The organism is Aetokthonos hydrillicola CCALA 1050 (assembly GCF_017591665.1).
Lineage (GTDB): Bacteria > Cyanobacteriota > Cyanobacteriia > Cyanobacteriales > Nostocaceae > Aetokthonos > Aetokthonos hydrillicola.
In genome coordinates this window covers 15,159-32,774 of record NZ_JAAKGC010000077.1, presented here as the reverse complement: position 1 = coordinate 32,774, position 17,616 = coordinate 15,159, and the positions used below count along the sequence as shown (strand labels likewise).

Here is a 17,616-nt window from a genome sequence, read left to right as displayed (position 1 = left end):
TTATCGATAGGTTCGCCAAGAACGTTGAAAATTCGACCAAGAGTGACTTTGCCTACTGGTACGCTAATTGGTGCGCCAGTGTCAACAACTTCCATGCCACGCACTAAACCGTCGGTAGTGCTCATAGCAACAGCCCGCACCTGGTTGTCACCTAGTAACTGCTGTACTTCGCAGGTAACGGAGACTTCCTGTCCGGCTTCGTTTGTGCCTTTAATGGTCAAAGCGTTGTAGATTGGCGGCATTTTGCCGTTTGAGAATTTAACGTCTACAACCGGACCAATAACTTGGGTAATGTAACCTATGTTTGTTTTTTCTGCGGTGACCATGCTGAGCCTAAGAATTGAAGCTATATTTTTCAGATAAGGTCGTAGGAGACTTGAGTGTGAACTACGCTATGCACTTTCAAGATTAGCATTGAATGATCCCTCTCTTCGCGAGAATAAATTGGTTCTTAAGGAAATGGGCAATGGGCAATGGGCATGGGGCATGGGGCATGCCCAAAAGAATAATTAGTGCTTATACCCTTACGATCGCACAAAGTCTTAAAATAATCTTAACTTCTACCAATGCTCATCTATATTCAATCTACCCCATCCTGAAAATATTATGGCTAAAGGTTACGTCGCGCTCGTACTTCACGCACACTTGCCCTTCGTTCGTCATCCAGAAAGTGACTATGTACTAGAAGAAGAATGGCTGTATGAAGCCATAACAGAAACTTATATCCCTTTGCTACGAGTATTTGAAGGCTTAAAGCGAGACGGTGTCGATTTTAAAATTACGATGAGCATGACACCACCTCTTGTGTCTATGCTTCGTGATAAATTGTTACAAGAACGGTATGATGAGCATTTAGCTAAGCTAGAAGAACTTATAGAATTAGAGATTGAGCATAATGCTAATAACGGCCATGTCAAGTATTTAGCTGAACATTATGCTGCTGAGTTTAGCGCAACACGAGAAGTATGGGAACGCAATAAAGGCGACTTAGTAACTGCTTTTAGCCAGTTTCAACAGAGCAATAATTTAGAAATAATTACTTGCGGTGCTACCCATGGCTACTTGCCTTTGATGAAAATGTACCCGGAAGCTGTATGGGCACAAATTAAAGTAGCTTGCGAACACTACGAAGAAACCTTTGGGCTCCCCCCTAGAGGTATTTGGTTGCCGGAGTGCGCGTACTATGAGGGTGTAGAACGCATGTTAGCTGATGCGGGGTTGCGCTACTTTCTCACGGATGGACATGGAATTCTTTACGCTCGCCCTCGTCCTCGCTTTGGGACTTATGCACCAATTTTTACAGAAACTGGTGTTGCTGCTTTTGGTCGAGATCATGAATCTTCTCAACAAGTTTGGTCTTCTGAGGTGGGCTATCCTGGAGCACCAGAATACCGCGAGTTTTATAAGGATTTGGGCTGGGAAGCAGAATATGAGTATATCAAGCCATATATCATGCCCAATGGTCAGCGTAAAAATATAGGTATTAAGTATCATAAAATTACTGGTCGCGGCTTAGGATTAGGAGACAAGCAACTTTACGATCCCTATTGGGCAAAAGAAAAGGCGGCAGAACACGCTGCTAATTTTATGTATAATAGGGAACAACAATCAAACCATTTGTTTGGTATAATGCAGCGTCCACCAATTATTGTTTCTCCTTATGATGCAGAGTTATTTGGGCATTGGTGGTATGAGGGTCCCTGGTTTATTGATTACCTGTTCCGCAAGTCTTGGTATGATCAAAAGACTTATGAGATGACACACTTAGCGGATTATTTGAAAGCACAACCAACTCAGCAGGTTTGTCGTCCTTCTCAATCTAGTTGGGGTTACAAAGGATTTCATGAGTATTGGTTGAATGATACAAATGCCTGGATCTATCCACATTTGCATAAAGCAGCAGAAAGGATGATTGAGTTATCCCGTCGCGAACCAGCAGATGATTTGGAATGGAGAGCACTTAATTTAGCAGCCAGACAACTGCTTTTAGCTCAATCTTCTGACTGGGCGTTTATTATGAGAACAGGAACAATGGTGCCTTATGCCGTAAGACGCACGCGATCGCATCTTATGCGGTTTAATAAACTCTACGAAGATATTAAAATCGGCAAAGTTGATAGCGGCTGGGTAGAAAAAGTTGAGTTAATGGATAATATTTTCCCTAATATTAACTATCGAGTTTATCGACCATTTTCATAAGCAATAGACGTATCAGGTAGGGCATAAAGCCCTACTTGTAGTATTCAGTTTAAACAAACGCGCACGGCAGCTTGAAGTATGATTCATCGAGATCATTCTGTTTCATGCTTAGTCTATTTTTTTCGGATCTAAATCTGACTTATTTGGTCCGGGGAGCCATTCTGGAGTGTAGAGGGGATCTTTAGCAGAGACACGTCCGCAAATAGTTGCCGCCGCACCGCAGAGAATTACTATAACTTTAGCAGCGTCTTGACCATAATTTACGGAATTAGGATCCTTCCTAAATTGATCAATATCATTTCCCAAAATTGGAGCGATCGCCGCAATCGTCGTAAAAACAATACCCCAAACTGTTCCACTTGTAAAAACGTTTTTTGGATGACTGCTAAGTGTTGATTTATCGTTAGAACTTGTATTTAAAAGAGTTTCCGCGTTCATAATTAACCTGAGTTTGTCACCTGAAATTAATTGAGTTTTGAAAAATTTAGCTGTTACTTCAGATCCACTATTGAAGGTTAACTTTTCGGAAAACCATTCCCCATCGGTAAAAGCCGCATTTTACGCCGTTTGGGTGTCACAATCTACTTTTTCGTATTTTTGATGAGTATAAATACTACATCTTTATACACAGAAACTATATTTTCCATTCCTCTTATAGAGGAATTTAGCTCTTAGACAGGGATTTATAATCCCTGGCTGATTTAAATGCAGTCACTTCAAGAAAAATCTACTTAAGTTTTAGGAATTAGCTTTAGTACGACGACCCATAAAACTTATACCGGAATTTCAATTAAAAACTCAGTTCCTTGTCCTGGAGTGGAAGAACATTGAATCTGACCATGATGCTTTTCAGCGATGATTTGATAACTGATGGACAATCCTAAACCTGTACCTTTGCCTATTTCTTTTGTCGTAAAGAAAGGGTCGAAAATGTGCGATCGCACTTCCTCTGGGATACCAAGACCATTATCAGCTATTTTAATTACAACCTTATTTTCAATGGTTTCTGTAGTAATCCAGATATTTAAAGGAACCTTAAGCGGATTTCTTGATGTTAAATGCTTTTGGTGTAGAGTTTTATACTTATCATCTAGCGCATCAATGCTATTAGAAAGAAGATTCATAAATACTTGATTAAGCTGTGTGGGATAGCATTCGACCAAAGGTAAAGTACCAAACTGTTTCAAAACTTCAATAGCTGGGCGGTCTTGATTATTCTTTAGACGATGTCCTAAGATCAGCAAACTACTATTCAATCCTTCATGAATATCTACTAGCTTCACTTCAGCTTGATCCACACGAGAGAAGTTGCGCAGTGACAGGACAATTTCGCTAATACGGGTTGCACCTATTTGCATGGAGTCAATTGTTTTAGGTAGATCTTTAAGGATAAAGTCTAAATCCGCGCTATCAATTTTTTCCTGGATCTCTGGGGGAAGGTGAGCGTGTTGACGATAGAGATTCAGTACGTTGAGTAGTTCTTGAGTATATTCATTTAAATGCGTTAGATTCCCAGCAATAAAATTTACAGGATTATTAATTTCATGAGCTACTCCGGCGATCAGTTGTCCTAATCCCGCCATTTTTTCACCCTGAATTAAGCGAGACTGAGCTTGTTTTAATTCTTGGAGTGCGTGAGTAAGTTCTAAAGTTTGACGTTTTGTTTGTTCTAGCAATTCTCCTTGCTGAATCGCAATACCTAATTGTACTGCTACTTGAGCCAGTAAATTAATTTCTTCATCATGCCAATAACGCGGTTGTGAATTTTGATAAGCAACTAATAATCCCCAGAGTTTTTCACCTTGTCGAATCGGAACAAACGTTTCATTGCGTGGCAATTTATCATCTTCTTCTGAATCTTCAACAGTTTCTATGATCATCGGTTGAACTTGTGTAAGAGGTTTCCAACCATCTTTAAACGAATCTGCAACAAATTTGCCACTCCAATCTGAGTTAAAGCGGTAGATAGCAACCCGTTCAACTTTAAGTAACTCTCTAACAGCTTGAGTTGTCGTTTTAAAAATAGTTTTAATATCAAGTGACTGACGGATTTTATCAATAGTTACAGCTAGAAGTTTTTGCCGTTCCATTGCTTTCTCTCGTTCTGTGGCTTCTGCTAACTGTACGGCTTGCGTTTGTACTTGCTTCAAATAGGAATCTTGTTTTAATGCAATTCCTAGTTGCTCAGCTATTTGGCTGGCAAATTCAACTTCGGAAGATTGCCAACAACGAGGATCACTACATTGATGAATACAAAGCAATCCCCATAGTTGCCCTTCTTTTAAAAGAGGTGCGATCAAATTGGCACGTACTTGAAATTTTTCTAGTATTTGGACGTAGCAGGCTGGAAAATTCCCTTCTTGATAAATATCAGTGATCGTATTGACTCGACCTTGGGCGTAGAGTGGTGCAAAATCTTTACTAAAGCAATGGTCATAAACTTTTTCAGCTATTGCTGAAGAACAACCAGAAGCTACATCTTCATAAACAAATTCTCCTTCCCAATCTTTTTGAGGGTCAAAGCGAAAGATCGCAACCCTATCAGCTTGGAGCAGTTGCCGAATTTCAGTGACAGAAGTTTCAAAGATTGAATCTAAATCTAAAGACCCCCGAATTCGGGCGATCACACTAGTTAATATCTTTTGTTGTTCTGCTTGATATCTAGCTTCTCGCAAGAGTTTGTTGTGTTGCAAAGCAACGCCCAAATTTTCTGCAACCTGGTTGACAAATTCAATTTCTGAGGCTTCCCAAGTTCGAGGATTACTACACTGATGAACGCACAACAAGCCCCATAAATTCCCTTGTTTTAATAAAGGAACTACTAAATTAGCCCGTACTTGAAATCTTTCTAGAATTTTTATATGGCATTCACTTAATCCCTGTTCGTAAATATCTCCGACTGCTTGTACTCGACCTTGTTGATAATGAACAGCAAAATTGTCCCCAAAACAGTGGTCGTAAACTTTTGCCGCCATTGCCGAATTGTACTCTTGTGCTATATCTTCAGAAATAAATTCACCTTCCCAGTGTTTTTGAGGATCAAATTGGAAAATAGCCACTCGATCTGCTTGCAGCATCTGCCGCACTTCTGTAACCGTTGTCTGGAAGATCGTGTCTAAATCTAGGGATTCTCGAATTCGATTAATTACGCCAGTTAATGTCTTTTGTTGCTCTGCTTGGAACTGAGCTTGTGTTAACAATTGATGGTGTCTTAGTGCTACACCGATTTGTGTACCGATTTTCGTCAGCGATTCAATTTCATAAGTTTGCCACTGTCTAGGTGAAGTATTTTGATAGGCTGCGATGACCCCCCAAAGTTTGTCTCCTTGCAGAATGGGTGCAGTTGCAAAAGCCTTTGCTTGAAATTGCTCTAATAAGGTGACGTGACAGTCTGTTAATCCCGCTTGATAAATATCATTAGCGATAAATGTTTCATTGTTAACATACCGACCGCCTTGGGTTTCTTGTAAATAAGTGTCATTAATTATCGGTTGCACTCCAACTAGGGGTGTCCACTCTTGAGCAAATGATTCAGCAACAAAGTTGCCACTCCAATCAGCATTAAAGCGAAAAATAGCAACTCTGTCGGCTTGCAATAGTACTCGTATTTCTTGAGTCGTTGTTTCAAAGATGGTGTCAACGTCAAGAGATGGGCGAATTTTCTCGACAATATTAGCAATTACGCGATCTCTCTGGGCTGCTTGGGCTAATTTTGCGGCTTGTAATTGAACTTCATGGAGACGTTTGGCTTGTTGAATAGCAACTGTTAAATGATCCGCAATTTGACGAATAAATTCAATTTCTGATTCTTTCCAAGTACGAGATTCACTGCATTGATGAATACAAAGCAATCCCCACAGTTCTTTATCCTGTAACAGAGGAACAATAAGGTTAGCACGTACCTGAAATTTACTCAGAATTTCCACATAACAATCACTCAGTCCTACCGTGTAAATATCAGCGATCGCTTGCACTCTTCCTTGTTTATAATCAGCCACGAACTGTGCCCCAAAGCAGTGGTCATAGACTGTATCTGAAATTGCGGAAGACCACTCAGGTGCAACATCCTCACAAATAAATTCTCCTTGCCAGTCTTTTTCAAGGTTAAACTGAAATACTGCAACTCGATCAGCATTCAGTAACTGACGCACTGCTGTAACAGTGGTTTGGAAAATTGTTTCTAGGTCAAGAGACTCTCGAATGCGCACAATTACGCTCGCCAAAGCTTTTTGTTGCTGTAGTTGTTCTTGAAGTTGATTTTCCGTAGGAGTCGAGTTGAATTCCATTGCTCTTGACTTTAAAGATTTAATAAGAAATTTAATACCAAAGTAATTATTTTTATAGTTCCCTGGAAACTTAGTAAACTACCTTCAACAAACAAAAATTGTAGAGTTTTACTTAGGATTTGTCTTGAAGGTGAAGAAGATCTAAAACAAAAGTAATATAATCAGGAAAAATACCGAAGCATTTGTTAACAAGTTGAAATTAACAAGTTAAGCTACCCAGATATTACGGGAAAACCGAACAGCAAAGCTAATAAGTACAATCGCGAAATAAACTAGTGTTGGTAACCCCCAGTGCTTAAAACGAGAAAGCAACATTCCCATTGCGATCGCCAAAGATACGATACCAAACGCAAAGCGTTCGTTTGCGACAATACTACCGGAGAACAAAACCAGCCACAAGGAAAAAGCGCCCCAAGTGACGATAACAGAACGAAGTTCGTGGCGAAAATACCATAAAAGGAACCCACCACCAATAACCATATAAGTTTTCACAAAACCGTCTCCCCATAAAAGCCATAGCCAAACCAGTAACACAAAACTAATCCAGCTCATAGCAATCGGGTTAAGTAGAGAACGATAGCGCCACAACAAATAACCACCAGCACAAATAACAACAAACTGAACGGGATGAAACAGATCTTTTGGCAACCAATGATCCCAATTCATAGGGCCAAATATACCATAAATAAAATTAAGTCCCCAATGTTGCCAGTCAAAGCTCGCAGATGAACGATGCCCAAAGCCTGCTTGAGTATGGAGAAATGCTAACGGATCACCAAACTGCATCGCGCAGTAGCTAGTGTATAATAAGAAACCTATACTTGTTAATCCTGCTGTAATATATCCATTTACACCTCGACGCTCTTTATAAGCTAAAAATAGAAAAGTTGGGATAAGCATCACGCCATTAAGTCGGGTTGCTGTTGTCAAAGCACCCCAGAAACTCGCCCGAACATACTGATTTTTATCGAAGGCTTGTAAAGACAGGGTACTTAACAGCAAAAACAACCCCTCTGTGTAAGCAACCGTTCCGTACAGAGAGAGAGGACACCAAATTAAGTAAGCTGCAGTCCATCGTGCTACTTTAATACCGTGTAGCTTCGTAACCCAATAATACAAGACAACTATCACAGTCAAGAATGCTACATTGTTTACAAGTGTGCCAGCGATAGCAAATGGTAAACCCAGTACCATCAACGCTTTACTCATTAACGGGAACATTGGAAAAAATGCCACCGTATGCGCATGACCATCACGAGCATATTCATAACCAGAAGTGGCAATCTTTTGATACCAAAGACCATCCCATCGAGTAAAAACTTCCCAACCCCACCCCCCTACATGATGAGAAGAAGATGGCATTGTTGGCGCAATCAACACCATGGCTATTACAATTAAAATTCTGCTACACAGCCATAACAGCAAGATAAATATAAAGCTGTTGATCCATTGATCATGAAAATGTTTCGTAGATATTCGCATTCTTGACCTACTGTTGCCAAACTATATAGAAGAACTATTTTTTCACAGAAATGTTGTATAAAGAATTACCAATTTTTCTGCAAAAACTTTTTGGTATAACTACATTATTAGTTGTTATTAGCTTAGACGGATGTAACTCAGGGAATCAAACTGATCAGTCTCCTACCTTTACTCCTAAAACACCAACAATTAACAGTACTACGACTCAACCAAGCACCACACCTAGCTCGGTTGCGGCAGTAGATCATCCTCTTGTTGTTGCAACTGATACTATCATTTGTAATTTAGTTGAGAAAATAGCGGTTGATACAGTTGATTTTAAATGCTTGTCTAGTTCAGATTCTGATCGTCAAAATCAACCGAAGCCAGAGGATATTCAAGCAGTTGAGCAAGCTAAGTTAATTCTCTATAGTAATGAAAACTTAGCACGAAGTCTAAGGAACTTAATTCAAACTACTGTAAACTCTGCTCCTAAAGTTATGGTGGATGATGCTGTAGTGCATACTCAACAGTCGCAACTCGCCCGAATCAATAACACTGATGTTTCGATTGCCGAGAATGCGCTCAATATGGTGGAGGTAATAAACAAAAGCCTCTCAGAAGTCCAACCTAGTAAAGCATCACTTTATACAGCAAACAGTCAGAAAGTTATTGATGAACTTAACGAACTCAACGCCGGAAACGACTCTGAATTTGCCACACTTTCTGCGGATCAACGTCAGTTAGTTATCAACAACCAATTGTTAGCTTACTTAAAGCCTACACCTTGGCCGGATATCAATCCTAAAGCAAGATTGACTAAAGTTCCAGTGATCATGTATCACGATATTCTGCCAAAAAAACAAGTTTTCTTTGATGTCACACAGCAGGAGTTTGAAGATCATCTGCGAAGACTTCAGTCAAGTGGTGCGACTCCCATCAGCGTTAGGGAACTAATTACCCATCTTCGGACTGGACTACCGCTACCAGCAAAGCCAGTGCTACTAACCTTTGATGATGGATATGAAAGCGCTTATCAATATGTCTTCCCATTATTAAAAAAGTACAATTACCCGGCGGCTTTCGCAATTTATACTTCAAATATTGGTAAAAACACTGGTAGAGAACACGTCAGTTGGGACCAATTACGCGAGATGGCTCTTAATCCATTAGTCACGATAATGGCTCATAGCATTACCCATCCAAATGACTTAACGGTGCTTCCTGACGATCAGCTAAAAACTGAAATTTTAGAATCTAAAAAGATACTAGAAACTCAGCTAAGTATTCCTATTCACTACTTTGTTTATCCTGCTGGTCATTATGATGTACGAGCGAAGAAGCTAGTACAACAGGGAGGGTATGAAGCAGCAATGACAATGAACGATGTTAAAGATCGTTTTGCTGGAGAATCAGAAGATTTGTTAACAATTAATCGAATAGGTCAGTCGAGATTACCGTACGCTGTCACTCAAGCTTGGGGAGGCGCAAAAGTCTCTTCTTGGGTTGATGCACCACGACCACGAAAATTAAAGCACAAAAACAGCTACTAGTAAGGCAAGAAAAAGTTTACTAATTCGGCAAAAAATTTACGTGTCTACGCGTATTTTTTTTCGACTTACGTGTAGAATTCCATTCTTAAGTAAACAATACGAGCTTATACAAAAAAAATAATAATGCCGTATTTGCAACATTATGTGTGTTTTTTTTAGAAGTTACTTTAGTGACATAAACTTTTAAAAGACACCTGATATGAAATTATTCAAGAATTTAGCAATTTTCAAAGCGATCGCCGGAATTCCATTTATTGGAGGAGCTATGACTGTTGGTTTTTCTGTGGCTCCAGCTAATGCTCAAAGAGTGTGTCAATGTACAGATTATGTAGCAAATCGCTATAACCTTACTCGTAATTATCCTAATGCTGGGGATTGGGATAATGGCTACTTGCAAAAAAATGGTTTACGTCGGGTTGCAGCTCGACCGGGAGCGATCGCAGTTATGGAACGCTCTTTTCCTGGTGCTAATACAGTCTATGGTCATGTCGGTATCGTTGAAAGAGTAAAACCTGATGGACGGATTGATCTGCGTGGCGGACATCAAACTGTTGGTAGTTCTTTCTTTAGTGAAGCTGGTTGCTCTAATGTCCGTATCACTGGTTTTCTTACTCCTATAAATAGACCAGATATCTCCTTCTGGGCGAGGTAATAATAATGGGTTCAAATAGCCTCAATCACTCATAATTACCACAATTTAAGGGTGGCTTGTAGCTGCGAATTCTTGTACACCGCCAAGCCATCCTACGTCCTATGTTCTCCGCTTTACCTAGCAGTGTTTCTGCTTAAATTGCCAGATTTGGAGATATTACATATGCTCCGTTATTGCTTTAGTTTAACATTTATAATTAATTTTTTAATATTATTTTTTACTTGTCAAGTATCTTCAGCAGATACAGCTGTTAATGAATTTACAACTGGTAGTGTTGATAGTTCTCAGCTTTCAGATCCAACATTACAAACATCAAGTTCAGGTGCATCAAATCTACCTACCCAATCCGCAAGTATTTATCAAAATTATGGTTACGGCTCTAACCCACTAAATTATCCCAATTGTGGGGGATTTTGTGCTTTTGGTGTTGTGAGATTGACTCCAAACAATAATGGAAAGCTTAACCCAGAAGCGATAATGGGTGTTGTCATGCAATTTGATTCTCCAGAAAAGAGATTAGCTACAGGAGAACAGAACTACAATCAAGCTCGTAGCAATCGCATGGCGCAAGAAGATGAAGTATCATTACTCACTAAGCTTGCAGATGCTGTGGAACAATGTAAAGACGCTCATGCTAATCTTTTGGCTATTGCGGCTGCTAAGAGGCTAGGAATGACTCCCGAAGAACTATTATCTCGCGTCTACAAACAATCCCGACAATGTAACTCCCATTCCAGTCCCTAAAGGCGATAGCATAATTGATATATGGGCTTCTTTCGGAGCTAGCTAAAAAAGTTTTTCCTCGAGGAATTTGCTGTGGTAAAAGTACAAATTATCATCTTCGACGGCTTTGATGAGCTTGACGCGATCGCTCCATATGAAGTTTTGCTCAAAGCAGCAGTTATTGGTGCCGATGTGGAAGCAAAACTTGTTGTGTTAGGAGATTCTTTGGAAATTACCGCTGCTTGTGGATTGCGAGTTCAGGCTCACGCAAAGCTTGAACTCGATCAAAAGCTGGATGTTTTAATTGTACCTGGTGGAGGTTGGGTGGGTCGTGCGCCGCAAGGAGTCAGATCTGAAGTTGAACGCGGTACAATACCAGCAGCTATTTCACATCTGTACCGAAATGGGACAGTAATAGCATCAGTTTGTACAGGAGCAATGCTAGTTGCAGCCGCAGGGCTTCTTTCTAGTCGTCACGCAATCACTCATCATGGCGCAATCGAAGATCTTATCGCTAAGGGTGCAGAAATTGTAAAAGCTCGCGTGGTAGATGATGGTGACATTATAACAGCAGGAGGAGTTACGTCTGGATTAGACTTAGCTTTATGGGTACTGGAACGATATTTCGAGCCTGAAATCGCCCATAAGGTGGAGATGATGCTGGAGTATGAACGACGTGGGACTGTTTGGCGTCGCTCAACACCATAACTATTAAACAAAAAACTGCTCTGGAAATTTTTCTGTAATCATCATTATGGGTTTACGGTTAGAGAAAACGCGATAGGTACGACAAAGTAATTTCTCTTCGCTTGAAACTTTGAAATAATTGGACAAATCACCAGCTATTTCTCGACTCGAGTCTATGACCTCTTTAAAGGTTTCTAATTGGTGTTCTAACCAAAGTCTACCAATTGGCTCACGAGACTTGAGTAATCTTTCTCTAAACAATTCATCAAGCCGATCAGGAACAATAATCGATTCAGCATAAATCCAGTTTCTTCTGCTAATCTTACCTTGAAGTAATACTTTGCGTGCAATGACCTCAGACTCTATTTTTAGGTCTAATGACGGAATATCTTGTGCAATACCAACAAGTTCCTCTGACAATTTCACAATTTGAATTTTTTCCAATAAGTAAGCTTCTAATATTTCTGTTAATGTTCCATCAGTTGTTAATATAATTCTTTGAAACTTACTTAATTGAGATGGGTCAATATGACTGTGTGTGAATGATTCCTGCAAATCACGTCTTAGTAAGTCTGTTCGTACTGCATTAATTTCGTTTGCTTGCATTGGTAAAATCAGTTCAATAATATATTAAGAACACTACTAAAATATAGCTCATACCAGCAAAAATAGCTTCTTCTTTTAGGTAGGGAAAGTACGCCAGTACTTCTTCATAAGTCAGTTCTGAATCAATAGCCGAGCAAAAAAGACAGGCATATTGCCTGTCCTAAAACAAAATATAATGTCAAGATACAGCTTAGAAATTCATTTCTGCTGCTTGAACTTTTTCAACCTGTTTTTTCTTCAGAACGAGCATCACTTGAGCTAACATGATAAGGCAAATGAACGCTATTAACCATTTAACTCTGGTTGCGTCTTGCAGTACAATTTCTGCATCATGTTGACCGAAGCCACCAACGTTTGGATTATTTGTTAAAGGCTCTCCTGCCTTAATTGCTTGTCCTTCGGAAACAATCAAGTCTGGTCCCAGAGGAATTGTATTATCTACAACTTTCCCAGATTCAGTCTTGATACTAACTACGTAGCTGACGTTACCGTCTTCGTCTTCCTGTTTCGCAATTTTGTTAATGGTTCCAGTTGTGGAAGCGTTGTAAACATAGTTATTGGTATTTCCACCAGTGGGGTAAACTTGTCCTCTTCCTCTATTACCACCTACATGTACTGCATATTTACCGTAGTGAATATTTTTGTCGGTTGCAGGGTTAGGAGAAAGAATAGGGAAGACGATTTCTTGATACTGTTCCCCAGGTAAAGGTCCAATAAGTACGATATTTTCTTTGTCTTCGCCGTAGGGTTGGTAGTATAGATCTTGGACTTCTTCCTTTATATCCTCAGGAATGCGATCTTCCGGAGCAATCTTGAAGCCTTCTGGTAATATCAATACAGCACCAACGTTTAAGCCGCTTTTAGAGCCATCAACAGCTACCTGTTGTAAGTTGGTATCGTAGGGAATCTTGACCACAGCTTTAAAAACTGTGTCAGGTAGTACTGATTGCGGAATTTCTATTTCGGTGGGCTTCTGTGCTAGGTGACAGTTAGCGCAAACAATCCGTCCAGTTGGTTCTCGCGGGGTTTCAGGAGCGGTTTCCTGCGCGAAATAAGGATATGCAGCAGCAGATTGGGGAAGGGCTAGATCGCTGGTGAAGAAGAATGTCACTGTGGCGATCGCTATAAGCAATGTTTTCGTCATTGCTCTAGCAATGCGAGTTATCCTCGCTGTTGTAGAAGCTTTTCTCATCTCTATTAAGGCAACAATTCTCTGAAGTAAATATCGAAAACAAGTATTCAGGAGTCAGGAGTCAGGAGTCAGAATAGCTAAGCTATATTCTGAATTCTGTATTCTGGATTCTGACTCCTTGTTAATTAACTCCACCAAGGTGCTTCACCGGTACGGAAGTCATTTTCAGTCCAAGAGGTGAAGACAACTTTATCATCTTGTACTTGGGTATGAGCCAAAGCGAGGGATAATGGTGCGGGACCTCGAACTACTTTACCAGTAGCGTCGTACTGAGAGCCATGACAGGGACACTTAAACTTCTGTTCAGCAATGTTCCAGGGAACAACACAGCCTAAGTGTGTGCAGACGGCGTTAATACCGTAATCGCCAATTGCCTCTTTACTTTCTACCACAATGTAGGTTGGGTCGCCTTTCAATCCTTGAGCTAGAACGTGATCGCCTACATTATGGCTTTCTAAAAACTTGCTTACAATGACATCATTGCCTAGCTCATCTTTTGCCGTTGTCCCACCACCTGCGCTACCACTGCTAGGTGGAATAAAATAATTGACAACAGGATACAATACTCCTAGGGCTACCCCAGTTACAGTCCCAAAAGTCAGAAGATTCATGAATTGACGACGCCCCATATCGGGTACGTCCATTGATTCAGAAAATTGAGCCATAATCCAAGCGTTCTTTGTGTATTTTGTTAACAATTTTGACAAGAGTTCTAATAATTGAGAAACTCCAGTCTCTTGATGTTAAGACCCTACCGATGCGAGAATCCCTCCTCAAAGACATTTCTAGCATCTTTTCTAAGAGCATTACATTTCTTTATATCCTTATCATACTTGAGTAATGGAACTTAACATCATAACTAAATGTAAAATATAGTTGAGAAAAGCCATGACAGGACAGGAATTACACAAACTGTTGCTTGATAAATGGGGGCGCTCATACGATGTCCAGCTACGCCGAACCCAAGGTAAAATATTTCTTCAAGTCATGTGGAAATACCTAGAGCAAGCTTCTTTCCCTTTAAATGAGGCAGAGTACCAAGAGCATTTAGATACTATCGCTAACTATCTCAATGCTATGGGGGGAACAGAGCAGGTACAAACATTTATTCAACAAACAAAAGAGCGGCCTCGCTTAGGGAAAGCTGTTAGCATTCCTCTAAATTTGGGTCAACGTGGAGTGGAATGGTTAGTTGAGTAATTAAAAATCGAAAATCGATTTTTAATTATATCATTTACCTATTAATTTCACTAGACCAATACCGGTAAAGTAAAGTGCTAGCACCGCACCTGCTAAAAGACCTTGGGTTAGAGGATCTGTTGAAGGTGTTATAATAGCCCCTAAAACAACTGATCCGACAATCACATAACGCCAACCAGAAAGCATTTTTTCGGCAGAGACAATTCCCAAAGCCCCAAGCAATAATTGAATGATGGGAATTTGAAATGCTAAGCCAGTGCTAAACAGCAGCACTAACACAAATTCAAAATATTTCTCAAGAGACCACAGTTGCTCTACCACATCTGCACCGTAGCTAATGAGGAATTTTAAAGCAGCTGGTATTAACAAAGTATAGGCAAATATTATACCAGTTGCAAACAAAACACTGGAACCCAAAACCACAGGTCCAAGCAGGCGGCGTTCTCGACGAGTCAGTCCTGGCAGAACGAACTGGATAATTTGGTAAAGTACGAAGGGACTGGCAACCACCAAACCACTATAACCTGCTACTTTCAAGGAGACAAAGAAATATTCTCCAGGTGCAAGTTGGATAAATTTTACTCCCTGCGCTGGCACTTGTAGTATTTGTACAATCGGCTTCACAGCAATGAAGCAAGCGATAATGGCCAGTACTATAGCAATCAGCATATAGAAAATTCGCTGTCGCAACTCCTCTAAGTGATCGAAAAGTGACATTTCGACCTCACCTGGCAATTCGTCTAGAGGATCAATTACGGGGTTGTCAAATTCCTCTTGATCAACGTTATTGTCGTTTGTAGTTTCTAGGTTTGGTGAAGGCGTCATGATAAAAGAACAACTCTCTTGGTAAGCTATTGGCCAATACCTTTTGACTATTGTATCTGGCGAAGCATCTACCGAGCGAAACTTTTTCACTTCACCATTCCGTAAGGCTGAACGAACTCGAAGAAAAATGTAGCGTAGTGCTTATCAGTAGTACAGCTACTAGCTGTTCAAGTCGCTCAGACCTTTGGTCAAGTTAAGACAGCACAGCGACAAAAATTGTTGAAGCTTAATATACCATTGGTGCCTGACCTTGAAGCGCACGTAAAGCGTTCATACAATATGGGCAATCGCAACCAAATAACGCGATCGCTTTATCGCTATCTGCTTCTGAAAAGTTCAGCATAGCAACATTTTTATCTGAGGGAGTCGCCGAATTAAAGTTAGATGTAGGCGCGGACTGAGATCCTTGATTTGCTTGTGTAACCCGCATACACACAAACTTACTATAACTGATATGCGGATGTTTTACACATGCCTCACCGTTTTTCATCCTTATAACAGGTGAGGCTGCATGAGCGGGATTAACCACTCCTATCATGGTCATCAAAGAGGTAAAAATGGTAGGGCTTGCCAGCAAAGCCAGTTTGAGTTTTTTGTTCATTTATTTAGAAAATAATTAGTATTTCTAATTGCTAAGAATAGCTAAACTCTTATTAGAGGTCAAGTACATTTTTTTGCTTTCATCTATTTGTATAAAAAATAGTTTTGAGACTGATTATTTATTTACAGATTACTAATATTGCTAGCTTAGAAATAATATACTCTACCAATTCTTTACAGAACAATCTTGTATCTAAAAAGGTTCCTTACCTAAGCATAAATAAGTAACTACTAATGAAAAACTTTTCACACTAAGCATCTAAGTAGGTTTATAAGTGTACTCCTTTACCTGAGTTATAAGTTACAAAACAAACCCAGTTACAGCTTCCGAAAAATCAAATACGAGTTTCGTATCCACATATGACTTATCGGGTAAATAACAAGTTCCCAATTTCTCCACAAAATCCAAAAGTTTCTATGTGACCTTTCTATATCCTTACAGCACAACCTTTCTGAGTTTATGCTTATATATAGCGTTGAACAGTTTAGATTATGGCAGGACACAGTAAATGGGCAAATATTAAGCGCCAGAAAGCGGTAGTGGATGCAAAAAAGGGAAAGACCTTTACCCAGTTATCGCGTGCAATTATTATTGCAGCGAGAAATGGTTTACCAGATCCAACAGCTAATTTTCAACTGCGTACAGCAATTGAAAAAGCGAAGGCAGCGGGTATTCCCAATGACAATATTGAAAGAGCGATCGCCAAAGGTGCAGGAACACTCACAGGTGATTCACCAATGGAATCAATTCGCTACGAGGGTTATGGTCCTGGTGGTGTAGCAATTTTAATTGAAGCTCTTACAGACAATCGTAATCGCACTGCTGCTGACTTGCGTGTTGCCTTTAGTAAAAATGGTGGAAATCTTGGTGAGACGGGCTGTGTCAGCTGGATGTTTTCCCAAAAAGGCGCTTGCACTATAGAAGGAGTCATTGACGAAGAACAGCTTCTCGAAGCGTCTCTTGAAGGTGGTGCAGAGTCTTATGAGATGACTGAAGCCCAGATGGCTGAAGTGTTTACGGAAGTACCAAATCTAGAAAACCTTAGCCAAACGCTCAAAGAAAAAGGCTTTAAGGTGACTGATGCAGAATTACGCTGGATTTCCAGTAATGAAGTCGAAGTGACTGATTTTGATCAGGCGCGATCGCTTCTCAAGTTAATCGACACTCTAGAAGGCTTAGATGATGTACAGAATGTCACCGCCAATTTTGAAATGGCAGAACAACTAATGACTCTGAGTATGGCTTAGATAGTGTTTGTAGAGGCTTGTAAATTATACATAAAAAATTCACATCAATAACACGACAAAGACATATGCCTATGGGTATATTTATATCGTTCCATCTTAATTCAACAGAAGTCCACCCATGAATAAACTCGTAAAAGCAGCACTCTTAACCCTAGTAATTGCTACCCCTGTAGCCCTAACTGCACCTGCTGTACAAGCTGCTTCTCCTAATCACACAAATGTTGCTGCTGCTAAATCGAACAAAGTATCCCGGAAACATCATCATCATCGTGGTCACAGAAACCATCACGGAGCTTCTGTCAAGAGCAACAAGAGTAAATAGTTTCGGAGCAGCGAAACCTACCGGCGCACGCCGTAGGCTTAGAAAAGCAGCACCGTTTTTCT

Annotated in this window: 16 protein-coding genes and 1 pseudogene; 8 read left to right on the top strand and 9 right to left on the bottom strand. The window is 40.2% G+C overall.

What is annotated here, in order from left to right; all coding sequences use genetic code 11:
• Positions 1-326 (bottom strand): annotated as a pseudogene (locus tag G4P69_RS27660) (F0F1 ATP synthase subunit beta); the annotation flags it as partial.
• Between the two features lie 280 nt (positions 327-606).
• Between G4P69_RS27660 and G4P69_RS27655 the strand changes: the two are divergent.
• A complete protein-coding gene (locus tag G4P69_RS27655; RefSeq protein WP_208341602.1) occupies positions 607-2,199 on the top strand; it encodes a glycoside hydrolase family 57 protein in 1,593 nt (530 codons plus the stop codon).
• A 108-nt stretch (positions 2,200-2,307) separates the two neighbouring features.
• Here G4P69_RS27655 and G4P69_RS27650 read toward each other — a convergent pair whose 3' ends face one another.
• From G4P69_RS27650 to G4P69_RS27640, 3 genes are all read right to left on the bottom strand, one after another.
• The gene (locus G4P69_RS27650; RefSeq protein WP_208341603.1) at positions 2,308-2,637 is read right to left on the bottom strand and encodes a hypothetical protein; all 330 of its coding nucleotides are present in this window, start codon (positions 2,635-2,637) and stop codon (positions 2,308-2,310) included.
• A gap of 335 nt (positions 2,638-2,972) precedes the next feature.
• Entirely contained in the window at positions 2,973-6,485 is a 3,513-nt protein-coding gene (locus G4P69_RS27645) for a GAF domain-containing sensor histidine kinase (RefSeq protein WP_208341604.1), read from the bottom strand.
• 207 nt (positions 6,486-6,692) lie between these two features.
• Entirely contained in the window at positions 6,693-7,967 is a 1,275-nt protein-coding gene (locus G4P69_RS27640) for a hypothetical protein (RefSeq protein WP_208341605.1), read from the bottom strand.
• A gap of 50 nt (positions 7,968-8,017) precedes the next feature.
• Between G4P69_RS27640 and G4P69_RS27635 the strand changes: the two genes are divergently transcribed.
• The 4 genes from G4P69_RS27635 to G4P69_RS27620 all read left to right on the top strand — a co-directional run bounded on the left by G4P69_RS27635 (position 8,018) and on the right by G4P69_RS27620 (position 11,582).
• Positions 8,018-9,499 (top strand): metal ABC transporter solute-binding protein, Zn/Mn family, encoded by a 1,482-nt coding sequence (locus G4P69_RS27635; protein ID WP_243902380.1) that lies wholly within the window; start codon positions 8,018-8,020, stop codon positions 9,497-9,499.
• A gap of 199 nt (positions 9,500-9,698) precedes the next feature.
• Positions 9,699-10,151 carry a CHAP domain-containing protein gene (locus G4P69_RS27630; RefSeq protein ID WP_208341606.1) on the top strand — a complete coding sequence of 151 codons (453 nt, stop codon included), beginning with the start codon at positions 9,699-9,701 and terminating at the stop codon, positions 10,149-10,151.
• Positions 10,152-10,313: 162 nt separating this feature from the next.
• The gene (locus tag G4P69_RS27625) at positions 10,314-10,895 is read left to right on the top strand and encodes a hypothetical protein (RefSeq protein ID WP_208341607.1); all 582 of its coding nucleotides are present in this window, start codon (positions 10,314-10,316) and stop codon (positions 10,893-10,895) included.
• A gap of 72 nt (positions 10,896-10,967) precedes the next feature.
• The gene (locus tag G4P69_RS27620) at positions 10,968-11,582 is read left to right on the top strand and encodes a DJ-1/PfpI family protein (protein WP_208341608.1); all 615 of its coding nucleotides are present in this window, start codon (positions 10,968-10,970) and stop codon (positions 11,580-11,582) included.
• 3 nt (positions 11,583-11,585) lie between these two features.
• Here the strand turns inward: G4P69_RS27620 and G4P69_RS27615 are convergent, their stop codons facing one another.
• The 3 genes from G4P69_RS27615 to petC form a co-directional block, all read right to left on the bottom strand.
• Positions 11,586-12,167: a chorismate--pyruvate lyase family protein gene (locus tag G4P69_RS27615; protein ID WP_208341609.1), complete on the bottom strand. Its 582-nt coding sequence runs from the start codon at positions 12,165-12,167 to the stop codon at positions 11,586-11,588.
• A gap of 190 nt (positions 12,168-12,357) precedes the next feature.
• Complete coding sequence (petA, locus tag G4P69_RS27610; protein ID WP_208341610.1) at positions 12,358-13,359, bottom strand: cytochrome f; 1,002 nt, start codon at positions 13,357-13,359, stop codon at positions 12,358-12,360.
• A 125-nt stretch (positions 13,360-13,484) separates the two neighbouring features.
• Positions 13,485-14,024 (bottom strand): cytochrome b6-f complex iron-sulfur subunit, encoded by a 540-nt coding sequence (gene petC / locus G4P69_RS27605; protein ID WP_208341611.1) that lies wholly within the window; start codon positions 14,022-14,024, stop codon positions 13,485-13,487.
• A 223-nt stretch (positions 14,025-14,247) separates the two neighbouring features.
• Between petC and G4P69_RS27600 the strand changes: the two genes are divergently transcribed.
• Positions 14,248-14,559, top strand: a complete 312-nt coding sequence (locus G4P69_RS27600) for a DUF3067 family protein (RefSeq protein WP_208341612.1) — start codon at positions 14,248-14,250, stop codon at positions 14,557-14,559.
• A 30-nt stretch (positions 14,560-14,589) separates the two neighbouring features.
• Here the strand turns inward: G4P69_RS27600 and tatC are convergent, their stop codons facing one another.
• On the bottom strand, positions 14,590-15,384 hold the full coding sequence (gene tatC / locus G4P69_RS27595) for a twin-arginine translocase subunit TatC (RefSeq protein ID WP_208341627.1): 795 nt from the start codon (positions 15,382-15,384) through the stop codon (positions 14,590-14,592).
• Between the two features lie 226 nt (positions 15,385-15,610).
• On the bottom strand, positions 15,611-15,985 hold the full coding sequence (locus tag G4P69_RS27590) for a hypothetical protein (RefSeq protein WP_208341613.1): 375 nt from the start codon (positions 15,983-15,985) through the stop codon (positions 15,611-15,613).
• A 491-nt stretch (positions 15,986-16,476) separates the two neighbouring features.
• Here G4P69_RS27590 and G4P69_RS27585 point away from each other — a divergent pair, with 491 nt between their 5' ends.
• Together G4P69_RS27585 and G4P69_RS27580 are read left to right on the top strand one after the other, a co-directional pair.
• Positions 16,477-17,232: a YebC/PmpR family DNA-binding transcriptional regulator gene (locus G4P69_RS27585; RefSeq protein WP_208341614.1), complete on the top strand. Its 756-nt coding sequence runs from the start codon at positions 16,477-16,479 to the stop codon at positions 17,230-17,232.
• 118 nt (positions 17,233-17,350) lie between these two features.
• Positions 17,351-17,554 (top strand): hypothetical protein, encoded by a 204-nt coding sequence (locus tag G4P69_RS27580; protein WP_208341615.1) that lies wholly within the window; start codon positions 17,351-17,353, stop codon positions 17,552-17,554.
• Positions 17,555-17,616 lie beyond the last annotated feature (62 nt).

Bases quoted from the DNA above. Each gene is read 5' to 3' on its own strand.
- G4P69_RS27655 (WP_208341602.1), top strand. From the start codon at position 607: ATGGCTAAAGGTTACGTCGCGCTCGTACTTCACGCACACTTGCCCTTC.
- G4P69_RS27650 (WP_208341603.1), bottom strand. From the start codon at position 2,637: ATGAACGCGGAAACTCTTTTAAATACAAGTTCTAACGATAAATCAACA.
- G4P69_RS27645 (WP_208341604.1), bottom strand. From the start codon at position 6,485: ATGGAATTCAACTCGACTCCTACGGAAAATCAACTTCAAGAACAACTA.
- G4P69_RS27640 (WP_208341605.1), bottom strand. From the start codon at position 7,967: ATGCGAATATCTACGAAACATTTTCATGATCAATGGATCAACAGCTTT.
- G4P69_RS27635 (WP_243902380.1), top strand. From the start codon at position 8,018: ATGTTGTATAAAGAATTACCAATTTTTCTGCAAAAACTTTTTGGTATA.
- G4P69_RS27630 (WP_208341606.1), top strand. From the start codon at position 9,699: ATGAAATTATTCAAGAATTTAGCAATTTTCAAAGCGATCGCCGGAATT.
- G4P69_RS27625 (WP_208341607.1), top strand. From the start codon at position 10,314: ATGCTCCGTTATTGCTTTAGTTTAACATTTATAATTAATTTTTTAATA.
- G4P69_RS27615 (WP_208341609.1), bottom strand. From the start codon at position 12,167: ATGCAAGCAAACGAAATTAATGCAGTACGAACAGACTTACTAAGACGT.
- petA (WP_208341610.1), bottom strand. From the start codon at position 13,359: ATGAGAAAAGCTTCTACAACAGCGAGGATAACTCGCATTGCTAGAGCA.
- petC (WP_208341611.1), bottom strand. From the start codon at position 14,024: ATGGCTCAATTTTCTGAATCAATGGACGTACCCGATATGGGGCGTCGT.
- G4P69_RS27600 (WP_208341612.1), top strand. From the start codon at position 14,248: ATGACAGGACAGGAATTACACAAACTGTTGCTTGATAAATGGGGGCGC.
- tatC (WP_208341627.1), bottom strand. From the start codon at position 15,384: ATGACGCCTTCACCAAACCTAGAAACTACAAACGACAATAACGTTGAT.
- G4P69_RS27590 (WP_208341613.1), bottom strand. From the start codon at position 15,985: ATGAACAAAAAACTCAAACTGGCTTTGCTGGCAAGCCCTACCATTTTT.
- G4P69_RS27585 (WP_208341614.1), top strand. From the start codon at position 16,477: ATGGCAGGACACAGTAAATGGGCAAATATTAAGCGCCAGAAAGCGGTA.
- G4P69_RS27580 (WP_208341615.1), top strand. From the start codon at position 17,351: ATGAATAAACTCGTAAAAGCAGCACTCTTAACCCTAGTAATTGCTACC.